Genomic DNA, 18,472 nt, shown 5'->3' with positions numbered 1-18,472 from the left:
GCCCGTGCCGCACGCCCCCGGCGCGCGCCGGCTTGCCCGTACAACAATCAGCCGTGCACGCTCTGAAGCGTCGACGTGAGGAACCACAGCCATGACAGTCGGACCCACCACCCGAAGGCGCCAACTCGGCGCGGACCTGCGCCGCCTGCGTGAGCGCAAGGGCCTCACCCTGGAGGAGGCGGGGGCCCTGGTCGGCATCTCCAAAGCGACCCTGAGCCGCTACGAGAGGAAGGAGGGCGCGGTCAAGTGGCCGGCCATCGACGCGCTGTGCCGCGAGTACGGCACCACGGACGAGGAGCGCTCCTCACTCGTCGAGCTGGCCAAGGGCGCCCGGATCCAGGGCTGGTGGCGTTCGCTCGCGGACCCGGTCCCCGAGTCCATGAACCTCATGCTGACCCTGGAGGACGAGGTGGTCGGCGAGGACCACTACGCCTGCATGTACGTCCCCGGACTGCTCCAGACGCGCGCCTACGCCGAGGCCGTGCACCGCGCTTCCGAAATACGATGCGCGGACAAGGAGATCCAGCACATGGTGGACATCCGCATGAAGCGACAGGAGCTGCTCGAACGGCCCGAGCCACCCCACATCTGGGCGGTGATCGACGAGGCGGTGATCCGCCGCGCCGTGGGTGGCCGCGACACGATGCGCGCGCAGTTGCGCCATCTGCTCGAACATGCCCGACGCCCCCATGTCACCGTGCAGATTCTGCCCTTCGAGACGGGCGCACACGCGGCGGCCGTGGGGAGCTTCGTCGTGCTCCGCGGACCGGCACCCGAACTCGACGTCGTGTACGTGGACATCATCGGTGGCGGACTCTTCATGGAGAAGCCCGCAGAACTGGCACGTTATAAGTTGGCGTTCGAGTACCTGCGTGCGCAGGCCCTGGGCATCGAACGGTCTGCCGCGCTCCTGAAGCGAGCGAGCGAGGAGCTGTGATGGTCCACGGCGTCGGCCAGTGGTTCAAGTCGTCGTACAGCGGGGGCAGCGGAACGGAGTGCGTGGAGGTCGCCGACCTGTCCGCGACCGTGGGAGTACGCGACTCCGCGAGGCCCGAGGGCCCACACATATCCGTCGGCCGCGCCGCCTGGGTCGGGTTCATGGGCAGCGTGGGGGAGAAGAATCGGTAGTCCGGCGAGGTCGCACCTGTCCCGACACTCCTACGGAATCGTCTGTCGGGCGCGGGCGATGACGCGTTGCGCGTCGGCGCCGTACACGGCGGACTCACACAGGGATTCCCAGACTCGCCGGTACAGGGCGACCGTATCGGCGCCGTCCAGCCAGAGTTCCGCGTGCCAGTCCTCTGTGATCACCAGTTGCTCACCGACGATCCAGAACGCGTTGGCGGGAGGAAGGCGCAGAGCGGCGTCCAACGGCACGATCCCCAGCCGGACGGTATCCATACCGACAACGCCCAGCAGGCGGTCCATCTGCCCCTTCAGAACCTCCGGCGGGCACACCTGAGCCCGTAGCGCGCCTTCCCACATCAGGAGGTTCAGACGCCTTCCGGGCTGGTACAGCCATCTCTGGCGGTCCATGCGGGCGCGTACCGCGTCCTCGGTGTCGCGAGGTGAGTTCTGGAGCGTCGCATAGCGCTCGAACACATGCCGCGCGTAGTCCGGGGTCTGCAGCAGACCGTTCACGGCGAAGGAGTCCCACACGTGCAGTACGCGGGCAGCCGCCGTCACCTCGTCCCACGTCTCCTGTACCGGGCGGTGTCCCGACGACAGCTGTCGTCGCCAGGACCGGATGTGCGACTCAAAGCCCTTCAACCGTCCAAGCAGCTCGTCGTACGCCCTCGAATGTCCAGTGGCGTCGGCCCATGCCCGGAGGTCTTCCGCAGTGGGCGTCTGGCGTCCGTTCTCCAGCTTGCTCACTTTGCTCTGCGCCCAGCCGAGGGAAGCACTCAGTGCGGTACCGGTGAGAGGGCCGTGAGGGCACTCCGTACGGAGAGTCCGGAGCCGTCGGCCCAAATCCTCACGAGCCTTCTGAAAGTCGGTGCTCACCGGTACGCGTCTGTTCCTTCTGCTCTTACTCGCTGTCGCTCAGCTTCGCCGCGAACTCTTCGTAGGGAACCGCGTGGTGCCATGCCGCATCACGGATGACGGAGTATCGGACGACCTCAGCCGGCTCAGTGATCAACTCGACGTCCACGAGGTGGTCATCGTCATCGAAGCGTAGTCTCGCGGCAAGCCGACTGTCGAACAACCAGAAGTCTTCGTACGGGAGTTGGAGACGATCGGCTTCCACTCGCCATACGTTCCGGATGTCTTCCCCCAGACCGCTGTTCCGCTTCGCGTTGTTCAGGAGGTAGAGCTGACCTGTGGTCGGCGGCTGATCAACAATCCGGACCCGTTCGACACGCTTGCCCTGCTCGGTCTGGGAACGGATCAGCTCGCAGTACGGATCCTCCACGGACCAGTCGACATCGCCGGTCTCGACGAACTGGCGGTAGGTGTCCGTGGCTTCGTCACTGGCGAAGCGTCGGCGGGTCTCCAACCGCCAGGCCGAGTGACTGAACGTACGGAACAGGCCCTCGAACTCGCCCAGGTCGATGATCCGAGCCTGCCGGGTCGTGTCCCTCGGCGTCCAGTCGACCAACAGTTCGCGCGGCACGACCACCGCCACCTCGCCCTCGGACAAGTGCCGCAACTGTGCGATGTCGTCGACATCAGTCAACGGTGGTCCGTGAACGATGACTTCGCCGCTCTCCACGTCCTCATGAACAGATGGGCATCCCGTACCACCGCTACCTGTGCCGTTGAACCGTAAACGCCGTGCCATCATGCGCCGCCTTTCGCTTCGTGGGGTATTCGCTCCGCTGCTCCAAGGCTGTCCGCTGCCCCATGTGAATGTCGAGGGATGACCGCTTCGTCCACGAGAATATTCGCGAATATCAGCTGTGGCCGTCGAACCGGTCGGCCGACCATAGGCGGCATGACCGAGCCCACCAGGTACAGCACCACTCCCGTACAGCTCTCACCGCACACGGAGGCCGATCCAGCGCCCGTGGACGGCTGTGCGGGATGCACCGAACTCTCGGCGGTCAGAGACCGTGCCAGAGCAGGCGGCGACATGACCACGGTGTCCGACTGCAATGTGCTGCTGAGGCGGCACCCTCAGGGCCACTGAAGCGGAGCACTGCCAGGTGCGGGAGCACGACGGTGCGGAGACCGAATCTCCGCGACATCAGCACCGAAAGGGACTCTCCCATGAACGGAAACCTCTACGCACTGCCGATCCCGCCGGCCGACGCCTTCGCCGCCTACTGCGGCGGCAACGCCGGCGGCTCCAACGAGACCTGCGTGAGCCTCGCCGCCATCCCCGGGGCGGCGGCCTCTTTCGTCATCCGTGACAGCAAGCCCGAGGGTGCGGGCAAGGAGCTGCGCTTCACCGAGGCCGAGCTCGACGACTTCGCCACCGGGTGGGTCAGGGCGAGGGGTCTGACGCTCTAATCTGGCTCCCTTCCTGAGCGCGAAGCACCACGTAGTGGGCCGGACCGGACAGGCTCCGGACCGGCCCTTCTCCCCCGGCGAAGGGCGCAGATGACCTGGTCAGGACATTGGCACGGATACGGTCCGTGGACCGGCAGCAGGGACGCGTACGGCCAGGAGGCCCTACGCCGTCCGGGTGTGGAACTGAACTCCGAACAGACCCGGGCCTTCGTCGCCTCGACGCTGCCGCCCCTCATGACCGGGCACTGGCTCATGCGGCAGCACCAGACGGCTACGGACCGCACCTGGACCCGTGTGGTGGCCGCCGTCACGTGGCTGAAGAGCACGTACGAGGCGAATCCCCCTGCCGATAGGGACGACGGCGGCCGCGCCTACGTCACCCTCGAACACAAGATCGCGCACGCGATGGACTCCCTTCCCCGAGGGGTCGACGTCTGCTGGGTGCACTACACCAAGTCCCAGAGCCTGGTCTCCTTCTCGGTGGTGTGCTGCCTCAACCACCACCACCCCGGTCTCCCGTGCCCTTTCCCGCCCGCCTGACCTCCGTGCCCCTTCGGTGACGTGAAGCGAGGAAGCCATCCGTGTCACTCAACCTCTTACTGCCCGAACCGGGCGTGACAGCGCTCCTGACCTGCTGCCCGGACGAGCCATGCGTGTACGAACGCGAGGCCGGCGAGCTCGACCGTGTGATCAACCCGGAGAGCATCGACCACTACCTGGAAACCGGGTGCGTACCCGCCGACGAGATCGCCGTCGTGAGTGACGGCACGGCGCTGCACCCCGACCGCCACCGCACGGCGGGCCGGACCGACCCGGCGAAGCTGCGGAGCCTCTACGAGGACGGCCACACGATCCGGCTCGGCAACCTCCAGCGGGTCGTCCCTTTCCTGGCGGACGTCTCCCGCGGCATTCAGCAGGAGACCGGTTACAGCAACTACTCCCACGCCTTCGTGACCCCGCCCGGGAGCCAAGGGCTGCTCCACCACTGGGATCAGCAGATGGCCGTGATCGTGCAGATCGCCGGTGTCAAGCGATGGCAGCTCTGGCGGCCGAAGTTCTCCGCGCCAATGCGCGAGCACCAGGAGTCCTTCCGTGTCTGACAGCCCGACTTCATCCCGGAGTGGGAAGCCGTGGGGCCCGATCTGGAGGTCGACCTCCGGCCGGGTCAGTCCCTGCTCCTGCCGAGGGGGTGGGTGCACAACCCTCATACGCTCGACGCGAAGGCCCGCAGTATCCACCTGACGTTCGCGATCCGGGAACGCACGCCGGTCTGGATCGCGGAGAAGCTCGTAGGTGGTGTGATCGAGAAGGACGCCTTCCGGCGCGTCATCCTTCCCGGTGACATCACGGGGCAGCGGTTGTCCGCGCATGTGCGGGACGTAAGACAGGCGCTCATCGAGCACTTGGCCGGTCTTGACGTGAACGACTTCGCCCAGTCCTTGTACCGAGCCGCCGTCTCGGAGAAGGAGTACACCACCTGAGAGCCTCGCCTCAGAACTGATTCGCCTGGCAGCCCGTCCTAGAAGACGAGGCCGAGCAGGATGGGACGTCGTGGCGCATCAGCAGGTGGACAAGGGGACGACCTCGGTGACGGGAAAGGCCGGAGAAGTTTCAGGTCGCTGGAACGGGGCGCGGGGACGCGTCCTCGCCGTGCTTGCCGTGGTGCTGGCCGGGGTGATGGCATTCCACCGGGGGGTGCCCAACGCCGTCGGGCGGGTCGGGAGTCTGCTGGAGTCCTTTCTGCCGTGGCTCGGCGTGATCGTCGTTCTGCTCCTGGTGCTCGCCCTGGTGCGGCGGTCCGCCGTCGCGCTGGTGGCGGTGCTGCTGCCCGTCGGGGTCTGGGTGCATCTCTTCGGTGGGCTCCTCCTGCCCGGCGCGGAAGGCGGCGGGCGGGAGCTCGTCGTCGTGCAGCACAACGTCAGCGACGAGAACCGTGATCCGGCGGCGACCGCCCGGGCGCTGATCGAGGCCGGGGGCGATCTCGTCGCGCTGGAGGAGCTGGTGGTTCCGCAGCTGTCCGTGTACCAGAAGGCTCTCGCCGCCGACTATCCGCATCACGTCGTCCGAGGCACCGTCGGGCTCTGGTCCAAGTACCCGCTCAGCGGGGAGCGGGTCGTCGACATCAAGCCGCCGAGCATCGCGGAAGGGTGGAGCCGTGGCGTCCGTGCCGTCGTCGATTCGCCGTACGGGGATGTCGCGGCGTACGTCGCCCATCTGCCCTCCGTCCGGGTCGGCGCGGGTGGGCTCGCGTCCGAACGGAGAGACGCCAGTGCCGAGTTGCTCGGGCGTGCCATCGCCGCCGAGAGCGTCGATACGGTGATTCTGCTCGGGGATCTCAACGGGACCGTGGAGGACCGGGGGCTGGAGCCTCTCACCTCACGCCTGAACGTGGCCGAGCGCGGTTTCGCCTTCAGCTTCCCCGCCTCCCTCCCGCTGGCCCGGATCGATCAGGTCCTGGCCCGCTCCGCCACCGTCGTCCACATCCGCACCCTGCCCGCCACCGGCAGCGACCATCTGCCCGTCGCCGCCCGCGTCGTCCTGGGGTGAGTGCGCGGCTCGGAGCGCGTCGGCCCTCCGTACCGCCTCGACTCGTTGCCTCCAGGTCATGTCCTCGGGGAAGTCGTACGTGTCCGTGTCGACCATCCAGCTCGCGTACGCCGCCGCCCTGCGGCACTCCACGCACAGCGTCTCGTCGCCCAACGGGCGGAAGACATGTTCCTCCCCCTCGCCCGCGCAGGCGATCAGCTCCCTGACGGGCGGTGGGGGCGGCGGAGCCGGCAGCGGGGTCACCGGGCATTTCTCGATCAGGCGGTGGCGCAGGAAACCCACCGCCGAGTGCACCCCTCCCTCGGGCCTGGCGGCCAGGAGCGCGTGCCGTACATCCTCTTCCGACAAGCCGCCCTCCAGCCACTTCACCGCCTCCACCGCCAGCCCGCGCGCCTCCCGCACCCCCAGCAACAGGTCGCGGCGTGTGTGGCGCAGCGACAGCAGCAGCCGTTCCGCCTTGGCCAGTTGGGAAGCGGGGTGGGGTGCCGGGGCGGGGTAGGGAGGCGGGGTCGCATGAGGTGCCGGGGCCGCGTGGGGTACCCCGGTGGAATCGGCCGCAGAGGGTTGGAGTTCCCGCGTCGGTTCCGGTGTCGGCTCCGATTCCGGCCTCAGCCCCGGTTCCGGTTCAGGCCTCAGTCCCGGCCCCGGCTCCGGTCCCGGTTCCGGTTGCGCTCGGTGCTGCTCCGGGCGTTCCGCTTCGGAGGGTGGGTGGGGAGTGGTCTTATCACTGTGGTCTTCCTCCGGTTCATAGCCACCGACCGTCCGGGGAGCCGGTCCGCCGACCGTCGGATACCGCTTACCCGGCGGCGGAGGCGAAGCGGCAGCGGCAGCCGCCACTCCCGGCGGGCGCCCGCCGTCCGGCTCCAGCGTCGCCCGTACGATCCTGGCCTCGTCGCTCGTCAGCGGCGTGTTCGTGAACAGCTGCTCCGTCGCCCAGCGTCCGCCATCGGCCTGGGCCCGCCACTCGTGGACGTAACCGTGCTCCACCAGTTGCTTCTTGGCCAGTTGGTACGTGCGGCCCTTGATCTCCAGTTTCCGTGCCAGCTCGCCGAGCGGGCGGTCCGTGGCGGAGTCGGGGAGGCCCTGGACGTACAGGAGGAGGACTTTCGCATCGCTGTTCATCCGCCGGTCGCGTACGACCGTGTGCGGGGCTTTGGTCCAGCCCGATGAGGGCGCGATAACATGACGCAGCATTTCTAGTGGCCTCTTTCCACTGGGGGTGTTAGGCCCTCGGGTGGGTGTTAGAGCACCTCCGGGGGCCGCTCTGTGCCCGCCTACGTGCGCGCACAGAGCGTGATATCGCCGTCACGGTACCGCACGCTCTCGGTCTGCTACGACATCCGCGAAAAGTGCGCCCCCGCTCACCACCCAGCTCGCAACCGGACTACCACCGCGCGCCGTTGCGCCAGTCGTTCCCTGCTACAGGTCCGTGAGCCAGGCATGCCCCGGGTGCACGCGGGCGAGCAGCTCCGCCAGGGTCGCGCGCCGCGCCCGGGTCAGGTGCGGGACGGTGACGTCGAAGTCCCTCTGATCTTTCGGGCGGGCGTGCTTGGCCTTGAACAGGAGCACGAGTTCGGGTGCCATGTACGGAATGCCGTCCTGGGTGTGGTGGACGATCTCGCGGTACGGGAGCCGGATCCCCTCGTCCCGTCGGCAGATCCAGGTGTCGCCGTCGTGCGGTTCCCGGAACACGTCTAGCAGGTAGTTGCCGGTGGCCGGATCGCGGAGCCATGTCTGGTGAACAGCGGCCAGTGTCTCCGACGGCGCGTCCTCCCAGATCCGGCCGCTGCCCGCCGCATCGAAAACGTATCCGGGGAAGCGGTCGCGGACCTCGGGAAAACCCGCCTCCGGAATGGCGATCTCGATGTCTCCGTGTACGCGCGTCTGCCCGCCCCGGAACAGGTCCAGCGCCCAGCCCGCGGCCACACACCAGGGCGTGCTGATCCCGGCGAGCCGCTGCGCGACCTCACCCGGAGTCCAACTGGACGACCACCTGGCGTCGAGGCCTTCGATCTCGTCGGGTGACAGTTCGGTGCCGCCGCCGGGCAGTTGCTCGCTCATTGCAGGAAGCTATCAGCGGACACCGGCGCCCGGGTCAGGACGTCGGTGACGGGGCATAGCGGTGGGCAAGGCCGATGGCCAGGTCACGGAGATGAGCCCTGACTTCGGCGGGGCCGTGCACGTTGATGGCGCTGCCGAACGCGCAGCGCCCTCCCGGCACGGCCCGGCTGGCCGGGGGCCTGGGCGCGGACAAGGAGGGTGCCCAGGCCCGCCGCGTCCGGCGCGGCCAGAATGCGGGCTTCGATACGGGTGAAGCCGTGGCGCTTCAGGAGGTCTGCCCAGGTTTCGGGCGGGTACTGCCAGCGCATCACGGTCAGTTGGCGTTCGCGGCCTTCGAGCCATTTTCCGTGCATCGCCTGCGGGCCGTACGCACCGGGGGAGGGCTCGGCCTGGCTGAAAGCGAAGATTCCGCCGGGTGTGAGGCTCTTGGCGAGGAGAGGGAAGAGGGTCTCCGGGTCGGTGAACCACACCGCGCCCCATACGGAGTAGATCGCGTCGTAGGGTGCCGTGCTGGAGGCGAGGTAGTCGCACACGTCCGCGTGGAGGAACGACAGGCCTGGAACGTGCTTCCACCATCTGCGGGCGCGTTCGACCTGGGCGGCGGAAAGGTCAACGCCGGTCGTCTCTACGCCCTGACGGGCCAGGAACACTGCTTCCTTGCCCTCCGCCGGCCCGAGGTCCAGTGCTCGGCACGGTCGCCCCAGCACCTCCGCCCCGGGCCCATGGCCGGGGTACTGGGTCCACTCGAACCGGTCGGCCACCGGGGCAGGCTGCTCGCCTTCTCCCCGGTGCGGCTTGTAGGTGTCCCAGTACTGAGCCGGGGTGCGGGGCTCGCGGGGCATGACGCTCCTCGTGGGGGCAGCGGGGCCGGTGTCCTTCGAGCTGGCCACCGTACCCGCGCTGGCTCGCCGGCCTCAGGCGAACGCCACGACCTCACTCCCCAGGGGCATGCGCCGGGCCCGCGACGTTGTGAGCGCCGCGGGCCCAACCGCTCGACATGGCTCAGTGGCAGTTCTCGCCCGGCCTGCACGGGCCGCACTTGCCGTAGTCCGCCTCCCACAGCTTCCAGTCGATCTCGAAGCCGTTGTCGGCGATGATCTGCGCCGTGCGCTCGACGCTGCCGTCGTACTTGAAGTCGATCTCCGGGATGTGCTCCAGGAATTTCCCACCGAAGTGCCGGTGGCAGAACTCGCGGTAGTTCCGGGTGTCCAGGATGAAGGTGTGGACGGCGATGTCGACCGTCCGGCCGCAGCACATCTCCAGGCCGTGACCCCACTTGTCGATGGCCGTGATCAGGTAGGAGACGGCGGCGTGGAAGAGACGCGTTGCCATCACCTCGTCGAAGGGGTAGTCGCGCATGAGGAGCTGGACCTCCCGGGACCAGACCTCGGGGTCCACGTAGTCCCGCGGGTCACGGACCCTGGGCTCGGCGGCTGTCGCCATGTTGTCCTCCCGTGTGTCGGGGACCCGCCTGCAGCGGGCCATGCCCCCAGCAAAGCGACGACCGCAGCCGTCTGGTTGCCAACGTGCGTCCGGTGCAGCCCGTTTGCAGACCGGGCTGGTGGATGCGTACCCACGAACCGTGAAAAGGAATGATCACGACCGCATCCGTCGTGTCCATCGTCTACGTGAACGACTCTGCCGCCGCAGCTCTTTTCTACGGCGACCTCCTCGGTATGACCCCCTCGTTCGAGACGCGGGGATACATCGCCTTCGACCTCGGGCCGGGCGCCGACCTCGCTCTGTGGTCCGGCCAGTTCGAGGATCTGTCACCGGACGTCCCGCGCACCAGTGAGGTCTGCCTGGCCATCGACGGTGGGCCCGACGAGCTCAACGCGACCTTCCAGCAGTGGCAGTCCAAGGGGGTCACCATCCTGCGCGAGCCCCATGACGCGGGGTTCGGGCTGACCTTCCTCGCAGCCGATCCTGACGGGAACCGTATCCGCGTCGCACCGCAGGACTGAGAGACGGCACTGCGGCAGGCGCGCACGACAGGTGTCGCGCCTTCCGTCGTCCGACTTCGCGAGGGACCGTCGACAAGCTCGCCGCTCGCTACCACGCCGGACTCCGCCTCGCACCGTCACGCCCGCCGCGAAGATGGCGGGTGCCGCCCATACATTCGATACGGCAGGTCCCCTCTCACTCCGCACGTGACAGACAGGGCCTAACACCGACGGTTTGTCAGCGCGGTCACCGCGTCGACCAGGCCCTCCCACGCCTGCCGCGTGTCGGCCGTGTCCGGGTGCCGGGTGCCGAAGACGTCGAGCGCGGCGGCCATGTCGTCCAGGGCCCAGCGGAGTTCGTAGTACGCGAGTAGCTCCGGGTCCGGGCGGTGGCCGGTGAGTTCGGCGTAACGGGACAGGTCCTCCGGGGCGTCGGTGGCGAGCCAGAGGTCGCGCTCCGGCGGCGCGAGAGCGACGGTGTCCCAGTCGACCAGGAGGGTACGGCCTCCGGGGTCCAGGACGTTGCCGGGGTGGGGTTCGCCGTGGGTGACCACAGTGGCGGCGGTCGATGCGTCGGACATGAGCTGCGCCGTGCCGTCGTCGTAGCGCTCCAACGCCGACCGCAATGCAGCAGAGTTGATGGTCAGCAAAGCTTGGCAGCGTTGCGCGTACGGGCCCGCATCCGCGCGGACGATCTGCGGATCGGCCAGCGCCGCTCCGATCGCCGCGCGACCCGGCAGCGCAGGGTCATGGGCCGGGGTCGTCAACGGGGCCCGCGTGGTGTGCAGTTGGGCCAGCCGCTCCACCAGCATTCCTCGCGCGCCGGGGGCCAGCACCTGGCCGAAGTGGCCGGTGGGCGCGTCCACGTACGGGAAGACGCTCACGGCGTACCGGTCGGTCAGACGGAGCAGCGTCTCGCCGCCGCCGGTGCGCAGCGGTGCCACCAACGCCGTCTCGTCAAGGGCCGATTCGAGCGTCGCGGCCGTGTCCATGGCGCGGCTCAGGCCCGTCCACGCCTCGGCCGCGTCGCGCCCGCAGTGCGGCTTGTGCGCGAGGTCGGCGACCGTGACGAAGGTCCGCCGGCCTTCCGCGTCGGCCGCGACCCAGTGGTGGTCGCCGAAGCCGACCGGGGCGTGGGTGAGTACGACGGGTTGGATGCCCCAGGCCCCGAGGGCGGCGGCCAGGACGGTTTCGTCGATATCGGCCGGACGGTCCTTCATACGGGACACCGTAGCGGCCTTCCGGGAAGGACCGGGGTGGTCGGCTCCACCCGCTGCCGTCGCCCTTGCCCGTCATCCCCTCGGCCCCTGCCCTCGGCACCTCCCTCTCCTCCCCCACCCCAGCCCCCTACACGCTTTGTACACGCTCTCATCACAATTCCGCTTCGCTTCCGACATGCCCCTGATGCAGGCCCGGCCGCGCTGCGAATATCGGCTGCTCCACAGCACAGCGTTCGGCCTTGGGGGCAACACATGCAGACGAGGAAGCAGTCACGGCGGCCCGGGCGCGGGTTCCTCCGCATACGGATATCGGCCGGAGCGGGCGCGCTCGCGCTGATCCTGACGGGGTGCGGAGGCGATGACGGCAACGCGGACGACCAGGGCGGGAAGGCCGCCGCGTCGGCCGGTTCTGCGACCTCCGTGGATCGGGCGCTGGCGCTCATGGACGACGAGCAGAGCATGGACGGGGGCAACAGCCTGGACGTGGACGTCCTCGACAACGACTCCGTCACCCTGGAGAACGGGGCCTTGGCGGCCCTTCTCCACACCTACGACCCCGCCGAACTGACGCTGAGCATCGACACCGAGCCCGACCACGGTTCCGCGTCGGTGTCCGGGACCACGGTCACGTACACCGCCGGAGACGGGTACGCCGGCGAGGACAAGCTCACGTACGAGGTCCTCGTGAAGGGCGCCGAGGTCCCCGCCGCCACCGCCGTCGTCCGCATCACCGTCACCGCAGCCGCCCCCGAAACGACTCCGACTCCCGCCTCGAACGCCTCGGACTCCGCCCCGGAGGCGACGGACCCGGCACCCGCGTACTACAAGAACTGCGACGCCGCCCGCGACGCCGGGGCCGCTCCCGTCGAGGAGGGCGATCCCGGCTACGCTCCCCACCTGGACCGCGACGGCGACGGCGTGGGCTGTGAGCCGTGGGGCGAGTCCGCCTCCTCCTCCGACGGAAACGGTACGAGTGGTGGGGGCGGCGGCGGCAGCGTCTCCTACGCGAACTGCACCGCCGTACGGAACGCCGGCGCCGCCCCCATCCGGGCCGGAGACCCCGGCTACGGGCGGCACTTGGACCGTGACGGGGACGGCGTCGGCTGCGAGTGAGCCGCGATGCCCGCGCAGGGGCGGAGGCGGGCGGGTGGGCGGGTGAGCGGGCTTGGGTGTGCCGTGAGGCCGCCAGGCCCCGTGTCACGCCCCCGCCCGCCCCCGCCCGCCCCTGCCCGCCCCGGGCCGCCCCGGGCCGCCCGGACCCGTCAGCGCCCGTCAGCGCCCGTCAGCGCCCGTCAGCGCCCGTCAGACGAACTGGTCGAATCCCATCTTGGCCACCATGCCGGTGACCACGAGCACCAGAACGACCCGGACGAATCCGGATCCCCTCTTCATCGCGGTGCGCGACCCGATCATCGCGCCGACGATGTTGCCCACCGCCATTCCCAGGCCGAGGGCCCACAGGACGTTCCCCTGCCAGGCGAAGACCGCGAGAGCTCCCAGATTGGAGGAGGCGTTGATCACCTTCGCCATGGCCGCGCTCTCCAGGAACCGGGTAGCGAGGAGCGTGGTGAAGGAAATGATGAGGAAGGTGCCGACGCCGGGCCCGAAGACCCCGTCGTAGAATCCGATGCCGACGCCCGCGACGAGGATCGCGGCGTTGCGGCGGCGTGGGGTGACGACGATGTTCCGCTGCTGGACCCCGAAGTCGGGCCGGAAGGCCACGAAGAGCGCCACCGTGATGAGCAGGCCCATGATGACGGGCCGGAAGTAGCTCGCGGGAACGCTCGACGCGGACAGCGCGCCCAGCGCGCCGAAGGGGACCGCGAGCCCGGCGGCCGGCAGCAGGACCGAGCGGTCCAGTTCGGTGCGCCGCTGGTACATGTACGCGGCGGTCGCGGTGCCCATGACCGCCGCGATCTTGTTCGTGCCGAGCGCCATCGCGGGCGAGTACGTCGGAAAGGCCAGCAGCAGTACCGGGATGAGCAACACCCCGCCACCGCCGACCACCGCGTCCACCCAGCCCGCCGCGGTCGCGGCGGCGAGCAGGCCGAGCACTTCGTACAGGTCCACGCTTCCCTCACTCACTCACTCACGTGACATGGCCCCGGCCCACGCGGAGCGGCCGGGGGGCCCGGTCGGGCGGCGGGACGGGGGTGGCGCACGTTCTCCTGTTCCGGCGGGGCGGTCGGACGCGGTCGGAGGCGACCGGCGGGACCGGCAGGGCTCGTGGGCCGTGCAGGACTCGTGGGCCGTGCAGGACAGGTGGAACCGGTGGAATGAGTCGAACCAGTCGAACCCGGTGGCTCCTGTCAGCGGTAGTCGTCCGGGTGGTCCTGCATCCAGGTGTTGATGCCGTCGCGGGTGCCGACGATCTCGGAGAAGTACTTCTCCAGGTGCGCCTCGGACCGGTCGTCGCCCAGCTTGTCGAACAGGACCTTCATGTCGGCGAGCGGCTGCTCGAAGTGGCCGGGGCCCTTGCCGTCCGCCCGCATCGCCTCGTCCAGCTCGGTGAGCTCCTGGGTGACCCGGCCGAGGAAGTAGGCGCAGTCGCCCGCGCCCGGGGTACAGGTGTCGTAGAGCGTCGCCTGGAGTGTCGCGAAGGCGTCGCGGACCCGCTCGGGGCCGGGCGTGGCCACGGCGGTGGGCTCCGCTTCGGCGGCCTCCCGCTCGGCCCGGTCCGCGTTCTCGGCGTCCTCCGCGATCCGCTCCTGGTCCGCCGCCGGTTCCGCGGACGCGGCCGGGACGTCCCCACCGGGGCCGCCGCCGTTCGGCGCCTGGGTGCAGGACACCAGCGCCGCGGCCACGACCACGGCAAGTGCCCCTGTACGCCAGCCGGTTCGGGTCGGACGGTGAGCGCCGACACGGTCACCCGGACCGGCGGCGGTGCGGGCAGCGTTGCGGAACAGCATGAGACCCCCCTCGTGCGAAGGGTCCAGACCCTACCCGGCCCGCACAGGGCACCGCGGCCCGCCCTCACGCGGGGAACCCGCGATCAGCCGGGCGCAGTCACGCGAGAAACGCCGCCATCTCCCCGTACACCGCAGCCGTGTTGTCCAGGTGGGCGTCGTGGCCGGCACCCGGGATCACGCCGATCCGCGTCCCGGGGTGCCGGGCCCGCATCCGGTCCGCCTCGTCCGGCTTCATCGCGCCATTTTCGCCCCGTACCACGAGGACCGGGCAGCGCACCGCGTCCCAGTCGTCCCAGTAGTGCCGGTGCGCGTTCTCCTGGACGGTGGCGACCATCACGTCCCGGTCGACCCGGGGGTGCAGCCCGCCGGGGCCCGGCACGAGCCCCGCCGCCCAGGCCCGGCCAGCGGGCCCGCCGCCGAAGAACGCCTCGGCCGCCCCCGCGTCCGGGAACGGAACCGGCCACGCGTCGAGCCAGTCACCTATCTGTTCCGGCAGTCGAGGACTCGGCCCCGCCGGGCCCGCCTCGATCAGGACCAGCGCGCGGCACATCTCCGGGTGCGCCGCCGCCGTCAGCAGCGCGGTGAGGCCGCCCATCGACTGGCCGACGAGCACCGTGTCCTCCCCCGCCAGACCGAACCGGCGCGCGACCGCGAGTACGTCGCGGACGTGCGCCGCCCGCGTCACGTCCCCGGGGCGGCGGGTGCTCGCCCCGCTGCCCCGGGCGTCGAAGGCGATCACCCGGTGCGTGGACGCGAACCGGGCCGCCAGCGCCTCCCACTCGCCGGAATGACCGGCCAGGCCGTGCAGCAGGAGGAGGGGCGGGCCCGCGCCGCCGTGGTCGGTGCAGGAGAGGCGTACGGGGCCGGTTCCGCCTGCCGCTTCGCCGTCCTCGACCGTCACCGTCGTCGTGACCGCTCCCACCCGACACCTCTGTCTCCGCGTCCGCTGCCCGCACTCCTCGGTCCGGCCCGCCCGGCGGCACCGTCGCCCCGAACGCTAGCCTCTGGCGGAGTAGGCAACCACAGGTGTGCAACCACAGGTGTGCAACCACAGGTGTCCCGACGGCTCATAGGAAGCGATGGTGGCGGCGATGGTGAGGATTCCGGCAGCGGCGGTGGCGGCGAGCGGGCTCGTCGGAGGCTACGGCGTCGCCCGGTGGACCGGGAAGCGGCCGCTCGGCGGTGTCGCGCTCGCCGCCGCGGGGTCCCTCGCCGTGTACGAGTGGAACCGCCAGGCCGGGCCCCGTGCCGCCGCCGGGCTGACCGTCGCCTACGTCGCCGCCTTCGCCGGATCGCACCCGCTCGCCAAGAAGGTCGGCGCCTGGCCCGCCGTCTTCGCCGTCGCGGGCGGCGTCGCCGCCGCATCCTGGGCCGTCACGCGGCGCGGCGCGAACCCCTGAGCCTCCCGTCGGCCCGCCCTCGGCGGTGAGATCGGGCCGACGGGACGCCCAGCCACCCAACTGCTCAGCCACCCAGCCGCTCAGCCGCTCAGCGCGTGCGACACCGTGTAGATCGCCAGGCCCGCCAGCGCGCCGACCACCGTGCCGTTGATCCGGATGAACTGGAGGTCGCGGCCGATGTGCGCCTCGATCTTCTTCGAGGTCTGGTCCGCGTCCCACCCGGCCACCGTCTCGCTGATCAGCGAGGTGATCTCCGCGCGGTACGTCGTCACGACGTACACCGCGGCGTCCTCCAGCCAGCCGTCCAGCTTGCCCTGGAGCCGTTCGTCGCTCGACAGCCGCGCACCCAGCGACATCAGCGAGGCGCGGGCCCGCAGCCGCAGCTCGCTGCGTTCGTCCTCTGCCGCCGAGAGGATCATCGTCCGTACGGACGACCAGGCCGAGGCGATGACGTCCTGGACCTCACTCCGGCCCAGGATCTCCGACTTCAGCCGCTCCACCCGCGCCCGGGTGTCGGCGTCGCTCTGGAGGTCGGACGCGAAGTCGGTCAGGAACGTGTCGATGGAGCCGCGCGCCGGGTGCTCCGGCATGTCCCGCATCTCCGTGACGAACCGCAGCAGTTCCTTGTAGACCCGCTCCCCCACCCGCTTGTCCACGAACCGCGGGGTCCAGCCGGGGGCTCCGCCCTGCACCGCGTTCATCACCGAGTCGCCGTGCTCCACCAGCCAGTCGTGCGCCCGGACACAGACGAGGTCGACGACCTTGCGGTGGCCGCCGTCCGTGACGACCTTCTCCAGCATCTTGCCGAGGCCCGGGCCGACCTCCGCCGCGTCCGCGCGCCGGGTGATGGCCTCGCCGACCACCGCCTGCACATCGGAATCCCGAAGGACCGTCAGCGCACCGCGCAGGGCCGTCGCCAGCTCGGCGGTGACCCGGTCGGCGTGGGCCGGCTCCGCGAGCCACACACCGAGCCTCCGGCCGACCCCCAGAGCGTGAATTCGGTCACGAATGACGTCTCCGGAGAGAAAGTTCTCGCCAACGAAGGAACCGAGTGACTGTCCCAGCTGATCCTTCTTGGTGGGGATGATGGCTGTGTGCGGAATGGGCAGGCCGAGCGGGCGCCGGAAGAGCGCCGTGACGGCGAACCAGTCCGCCAACGCGCCCACCATCCCCGCCTCGGCAGCCGCCGCGACGTAGCCCGGCCAGCCCCCCACGCCTGAGTTCTTCGCCCAGGTGGCCAGGACGTAGACGAGCGCGACGAGCAGAAGGAGGCCGGTGGCCGTGATTTTCATGCGCCGTACGCCGCGCTGCTTCTCCTCGTCGGCGGCGGTGTACGCGAACGAGGCCAGCGGGCCCGCACCCGCCCTCGGCGCCTGCCCCGGCGTCTGTGCCTGTGCCTGTTCCTGCCCCTGTGCCTGCTCCTGCCCCTGTGCCGGCGGCAGCGCCGCACGCTCCGATCGCTCCGACTTCTGCACCGCGTCCTCGCCCTGCTCCTGCTCGCCGGATCCGGTCCGTTCCATCCGCTCCACCCGTCCGCGTGCGCCTCGCCCCCGTGACGTACGCATTGTCCCTACCTCCCCTACTCCCGGGCCGCACGTCGAGTTCCCGACGGCCTGTCGCATCATGGGACCAGCACGATCATCACAAGGAGAAACACCGCACATGCCCAGGCGCCAGGGGTATGCCCTGCTCATCGCCCTAGTGGCGGGCACAGCCGTGCTCGCCGCCGCCGTCGCCTTCGGCACGACGCTGCTCTCCGGCCACCGGTCGGCACCGCTCCCGCCCGCCGAGACCCAGGCAGCGGCCCGCAACCCGGTCGCCCCCGCGACCTCGGGCGGCAGGTGGGTCACCACCTGGGCCGCCGCGCCCGTCCGTGCCGAACCGGGCACCGAGGACGGGCTCCCCGGGCGCACCATCCGTAACGTCGTGCACACCAGCATCGGCGGCGAGGTCGCCCGGATAACCCTGTCGAACCTCTTCGGCACGGGCCCCCTGGTCGTCGACCAGGCCACCGTCAACACCCGGCCGGTGACCTTCAAGGGCTCCGCCGCCGTCACCGTCGCGGCGGGCGGACAGGTCATCAGCGACCCGGTCGCGGTGCCCGTGGCCCCCGACTCCGACCTCCAGGTCGGCTTCCGCACCCCGCGGGCGGGCGGGCCGGTCACCTACCACCCCAACACGCACCAGACCTCGTACCTGATCGACGAACGCGGCACCTGGAGCACCACCCACTGGCGCTATCTGACCGCTGTGGACGTCCGCAGCGAGAACGCGCGCGGCGCGATCGTCGCCTTCGGGGACTCCCTGACCGCCGGCAGCGGCTCCACCACCGACGCCAACGCCCGCTGGCCCGACGTCCTCGCCGACCGGCTGGGCGGCCGGTACGGAGTCGCCAACGCGGGCATCGCGGGCAACCGGGTCGTGGGCATCGGCCGCGGCACCGGGGGCCAGTCGGGCACCGACCGCCTCGACCGCGACGTCCTGGCGGTCGCCGGGGCCCGGACGGTCGTCGTGGCGCTCGGCATCAACGACGTACAGCAGCGCCCCCAGGAGGCCGACCCCCAGCGCATCGTGGACAGCCTGCGCGCCCTCACCGACCGGGCGCACGCGCGCGGGCTCACGGTCGTCGGCGCGACGCTGACCCCGTTCGAGGGCTTCGCCACCTGGACGCCCCAGCGCGACGCCGTGCGCCAGGCCGTCAACGAGCAGATCCGGGCGGGGACGGTCTTCGACGCCTACGTGGACTTCGACGCGGCGGTACGCGACCCCGCCGCACCGAACCGCATCCTCGCCGCGTACGACTCCGGTGACCATCTGCACCTCAACGACGACGGGTACCGCGCGCTCGGCGACCGGCTGGACCTGAAGGTCCTGGACCGGGCCGGCGCACCCCGGTCCGACGCGCTGTGAGGCGCTGAGGGACCATCCGGGCCCCCAGG

At 70.4% G+C, this 18,472-nt stretch carries 22 protein-coding genes; 12 read left to right on the top strand and 10 right to left on the bottom strand.

Annotation, left to right across the window (positions count from 1 at the left end):
* Window positions 1-91: 91 nt before the first annotated feature.
* Both AB0F29_RS25065 and AB0F29_RS25060 read left to right on the top strand, forming a co-directional pair.
* Window positions 92-937 (top strand): helix-turn-helix transcriptional regulator, encoded by an 846-nt coding sequence (locus tag AB0F29_RS25065; protein ID WP_361875901.1) that lies wholly within the window; start codon window positions 92-94, stop codon window positions 935-937.
* Window positions 937-1,128, top strand: coding sequence for a DUF397 domain-containing protein (locus AB0F29_RS25060; RefSeq protein ID WP_361875898.1), 192 nt, complete (start codon window positions 937-939; stop codon window positions 1,126-1,128). Before AB0F29_RS25065 ends, AB0F29_RS25060 begins: the two co-directional genes overlap by 1 nt.
* A 30-nt stretch (window positions 1,129-1,158) precedes the next feature.
* Here AB0F29_RS25060 and AB0F29_RS25055 read toward each other — a convergent pair whose 3' ends face one another.
* Window positions 1,159-2,004, bottom strand: coding sequence for a helix-turn-helix transcriptional regulator (locus tag AB0F29_RS25055; RefSeq protein WP_361875895.1), 846 nt, complete (start codon window positions 2,002-2,004; stop codon window positions 1,159-1,161).
* A gap of 25 nt (window positions 2,005-2,029) precedes the next feature.
* Window positions 2,030-2,782, bottom strand: coding sequence for a DUF6879 family protein (locus AB0F29_RS25050; RefSeq protein ID WP_361876361.1), 753 nt, complete (start codon window positions 2,780-2,782; stop codon window positions 2,030-2,032).
* Window positions 2,783-2,935: 153 nt separating this feature from the next.
* Here AB0F29_RS25050 and AB0F29_RS25045 point away from each other — a divergent pair, with 153 nt between their 5' ends.
* From AB0F29_RS25045 to AB0F29_RS25020, 6 genes are all read left to right on the top strand, one after another.
* A complete protein-coding gene (locus AB0F29_RS25045) occupies window positions 2,936-3,130 on the top strand; it encodes a hypothetical protein (protein ID WP_361875892.1) in 195 nt (64 codons plus the stop codon).
* An 80-nt stretch (window positions 3,131-3,210) separates the two neighbouring features.
* Window positions 3,211-3,453, top strand: coding sequence for a DUF397 domain-containing protein (locus AB0F29_RS25040; RefSeq protein WP_361875889.1), 243 nt, complete (start codon window positions 3,211-3,213; stop codon window positions 3,451-3,453).
* A 177-nt stretch (window positions 3,454-3,630) separates the two neighbouring features.
* Window positions 3,631-3,993, top strand: coding sequence for a hypothetical protein (locus tag AB0F29_RS25035; RefSeq protein ID WP_361875886.1), 363 nt, complete (start codon window positions 3,631-3,633; stop codon window positions 3,991-3,993).
* Between the two features lie 41 nt (window positions 3,994-4,034).
* Complete coding sequence (locus AB0F29_RS25030) at window positions 4,035-4,553, top strand: cupin domain-containing protein (protein WP_361875883.1); 519 nt, start codon at window positions 4,035-4,037, stop codon at window positions 4,551-4,553.
* A gap of 30 nt (window positions 4,554-4,583) precedes the next feature.
* Window positions 4,584-4,934: a hypothetical protein gene (locus tag AB0F29_RS25025; protein WP_361875881.1), complete on the top strand. Its 351-nt coding sequence runs from the start codon at window positions 4,584-4,586 to the stop codon at window positions 4,932-4,934.
* A 106-nt stretch (window positions 4,935-5,040) separates the two neighbouring features.
* Window positions 5,041-6,000: an endonuclease/exonuclease/phosphatase family protein gene (locus tag AB0F29_RS25020; RefSeq protein WP_361876358.1), complete on the top strand. Its 960-nt coding sequence runs from the start codon at window positions 5,041-5,043 to the stop codon at window positions 5,998-6,000.
* A 1,419-nt stretch (window positions 6,001-7,419) separates the two neighbouring features.
* Here AB0F29_RS25020 and AB0F29_RS25015 read toward each other — a convergent pair.
* The 3 genes from AB0F29_RS25015 to AB0F29_RS25005 form a co-directional block, all read right to left on the bottom strand.
* A complete protein-coding gene (locus AB0F29_RS25015) occupies window positions 7,420-8,061 on the bottom strand; it encodes a hypothetical protein (protein WP_361875878.1) in 642 nt (213 codons plus the stop codon).
* A gap of 83 nt (window positions 8,062-8,144) precedes the next feature.
* Entirely contained in the window at window positions 8,145-8,903 is a 759-nt protein-coding gene (locus tag AB0F29_RS25010; protein WP_361875876.1) for a class I SAM-dependent methyltransferase, read from the bottom strand.
* Between the two features lie 160 nt (window positions 8,904-9,063).
* Entirely contained in the window at window positions 9,064-9,504 is a 441-nt protein-coding gene (locus tag AB0F29_RS25005; protein WP_361875874.1) for a hypothetical protein, read from the bottom strand.
* 149 nt (window positions 9,505-9,653) lie between these two features.
* On the opposite strand from AB0F29_RS25005, the gene AB0F29_RS25000 reads away from it, so the two are divergent.
* Window positions 9,654-10,025 carry a VOC family protein gene (locus AB0F29_RS25000; RefSeq protein ID WP_361875871.1) on the top strand — a complete coding sequence of 124 codons (372 nt, stop codon included), beginning with the start codon at window positions 9,654-9,656 and terminating at the stop codon, window positions 10,023-10,025.
* Between the two features lie 200 nt (window positions 10,026-10,225).
* On the opposite strand, the gene AB0F29_RS24995 is transcribed toward AB0F29_RS25000, so the two are convergent.
* Window positions 10,226-11,224: a phosphotransferase gene (locus tag AB0F29_RS24995; protein WP_361875868.1), complete on the bottom strand. Its 999-nt coding sequence runs from the start codon at window positions 11,222-11,224 to the stop codon at window positions 10,226-10,228.
* A gap of 252 nt (window positions 11,225-11,476) precedes the next feature.
* Between AB0F29_RS24995 and AB0F29_RS24990 the strand changes: the two genes are divergently transcribed.
* Entirely contained in the window at window positions 11,477-12,337 is an 861-nt protein-coding gene (locus AB0F29_RS24990) for an excalibur calcium-binding domain-containing protein (protein ID WP_361875865.1), read from the top strand.
* Between the two features lie 189 nt (window positions 12,338-12,526).
* Here AB0F29_RS24990 and AB0F29_RS24985 read toward each other — a convergent pair whose 3' ends face one another.
* From AB0F29_RS24985 to AB0F29_RS24975, 3 genes are all read right to left on the bottom strand, one after another.
* A complete protein-coding gene (locus AB0F29_RS24985; RefSeq protein ID WP_361875862.1) occupies window positions 12,527-13,294 on the bottom strand; it encodes a TSUP family transporter in 768 nt (255 codons plus the stop codon).
* Window positions 13,295-13,533: 239 nt separating this feature from the next.
* Window positions 13,534-14,034 carry a hypothetical protein gene (locus tag AB0F29_RS24980; RefSeq protein ID WP_361876356.1) on the bottom strand — a complete coding sequence of 167 codons (501 nt, stop codon included), beginning with the start codon at window positions 14,032-14,034 and terminating at the stop codon, window positions 13,534-13,536.
* 196 nt (window positions 14,035-14,230) lie between these two features.
* On the bottom strand, window positions 14,231-15,055 hold the full coding sequence (locus tag AB0F29_RS24975) for an alpha/beta hydrolase (RefSeq protein ID WP_361875859.1): 825 nt from the start codon (window positions 15,053-15,055) through the stop codon (window positions 14,231-14,233).
* Between the two features lie 169 nt (window positions 15,056-15,224).
* Between AB0F29_RS24975 and AB0F29_RS24970 the strand changes: the two genes are divergently transcribed.
* Window positions 15,225-15,533 carry a hypothetical protein gene (locus AB0F29_RS24970; protein WP_361875857.1) on the top strand — a complete coding sequence of 103 codons (309 nt, stop codon included), beginning with the start codon at window positions 15,225-15,227 and terminating at the stop codon, window positions 15,531-15,533.
* A gap of 80 nt (window positions 15,534-15,613) precedes the next feature.
* Here the strand turns inward: AB0F29_RS24970 and AB0F29_RS24965 are convergent, their stop codons facing one another.
* Window positions 15,614-17,053 (bottom strand): DUF445 domain-containing protein, encoded by a 1,440-nt coding sequence (locus tag AB0F29_RS24965; protein ID WP_361875854.1) that lies wholly within the window; start codon window positions 17,051-17,053, stop codon window positions 15,614-15,616.
* A 142-nt stretch (window positions 17,054-17,195) separates the two neighbouring features.
* On the opposite strand from AB0F29_RS24965, the gene AB0F29_RS24960 reads away from it, so the two are divergent.
* Window positions 17,196-18,443 (top strand): SGNH/GDSL hydrolase family protein, encoded by a 1,248-nt coding sequence (locus AB0F29_RS24960; RefSeq protein WP_361875850.1) that lies wholly within the window; start codon window positions 17,196-17,198, stop codon window positions 18,441-18,443.
* Window positions 18,444-18,472 lie beyond the last annotated feature (29 nt).

This window comes from Streptomyces sp. NPDC026589, from assembly GCF_040638385.1.
In the GTDB taxonomy this organism is placed as follows: Bacteria; Actinomycetota; Actinomycetes; order Streptomycetales; family Streptomycetaceae; genus Streptomyces.
The sequence above is the reverse complement of the archived record's forward strand: the minus strand, read 5'-3'. Positions and strand labels throughout refer to the sequence as shown.

Coding starts and splice junctions, on each gene's coding strand:
- AB0F29_RS25010 (WP_361875876.1), bottom strand. CDS start 8,903: ATGCCCCGCGAGCCCCGCACCCCGGCTCAGTACTGGGACACCTACAAG.
- AB0F29_RS25065 (WP_361875901.1), top strand. CDS start 92: ATGACAGTCGGACCCACCACCCGAAGGCGCCAACTCGGCGCGGACCTG.
- AB0F29_RS25045 (WP_361875892.1), top strand. CDS start 2,936: ATGACCGAGCCCACCAGGTACAGCACCACTCCCGTACAGCTCTCACCG.
- AB0F29_RS24990 (WP_361875865.1), top strand. CDS start 11,477: ATGCAGACGAGGAAGCAGTCACGGCGGCCCGGGCGCGGGTTCCTCCGC.
- AB0F29_RS24965 (WP_361875854.1), bottom strand. CDS start 17,053: ATGGAACGGACCGGATCCGGCGAGCAGGAGCAGGGCGAGGACGCGGTG.
- AB0F29_RS25000 (WP_361875871.1), top strand. CDS start 9,654: ATGATCACGACCGCATCCGTCGTGTCCATCGTCTACGTGAACGACTCT.
- AB0F29_RS25040 (WP_361875889.1), top strand. CDS start 3,211: ATGAACGGAAACCTCTACGCACTGCCGATCCCGCCGGCCGACGCCTTC.
- AB0F29_RS25060 (WP_361875898.1), top strand. CDS start 937: ATGGTCCACGGCGTCGGCCAGTGGTTCAAGTCGTCGTACAGCGGGGGC.
- AB0F29_RS25005 (WP_361875874.1), bottom strand. CDS start 9,504: ATGGCGACAGCCGCCGAGCCCAGGGTCCGTGACCCGCGGGACTACGTG.
- AB0F29_RS24970 (WP_361875857.1), top strand. CDS start 15,225: ATGGTGAGGATTCCGGCAGCGGCGGTGGCGGCGAGCGGGCTCGTCGGA.
- AB0F29_RS25015 (WP_361875878.1), bottom strand. CDS start 8,061: ATGAGCGAGCAACTGCCCGGCGGCGGCACCGAACTGTCACCCGACGAG.
- AB0F29_RS25050 (WP_361876361.1), bottom strand. CDS start 2,782: ATGGCACGGCGTTTACGGTTCAACGGCACAGGTAGCGGTGGTACGGGA.
- AB0F29_RS24960 (WP_361875850.1), top strand. CDS start 17,196: ATGCCCAGGCGCCAGGGGTATGCCCTGCTCATCGCCCTAGTGGCGGGC.
- AB0F29_RS24995 (WP_361875868.1), bottom strand. CDS start 11,224: ATGAAGGACCGTCCGGCCGATATCGACGAAACCGTCCTGGCCGCCGCC.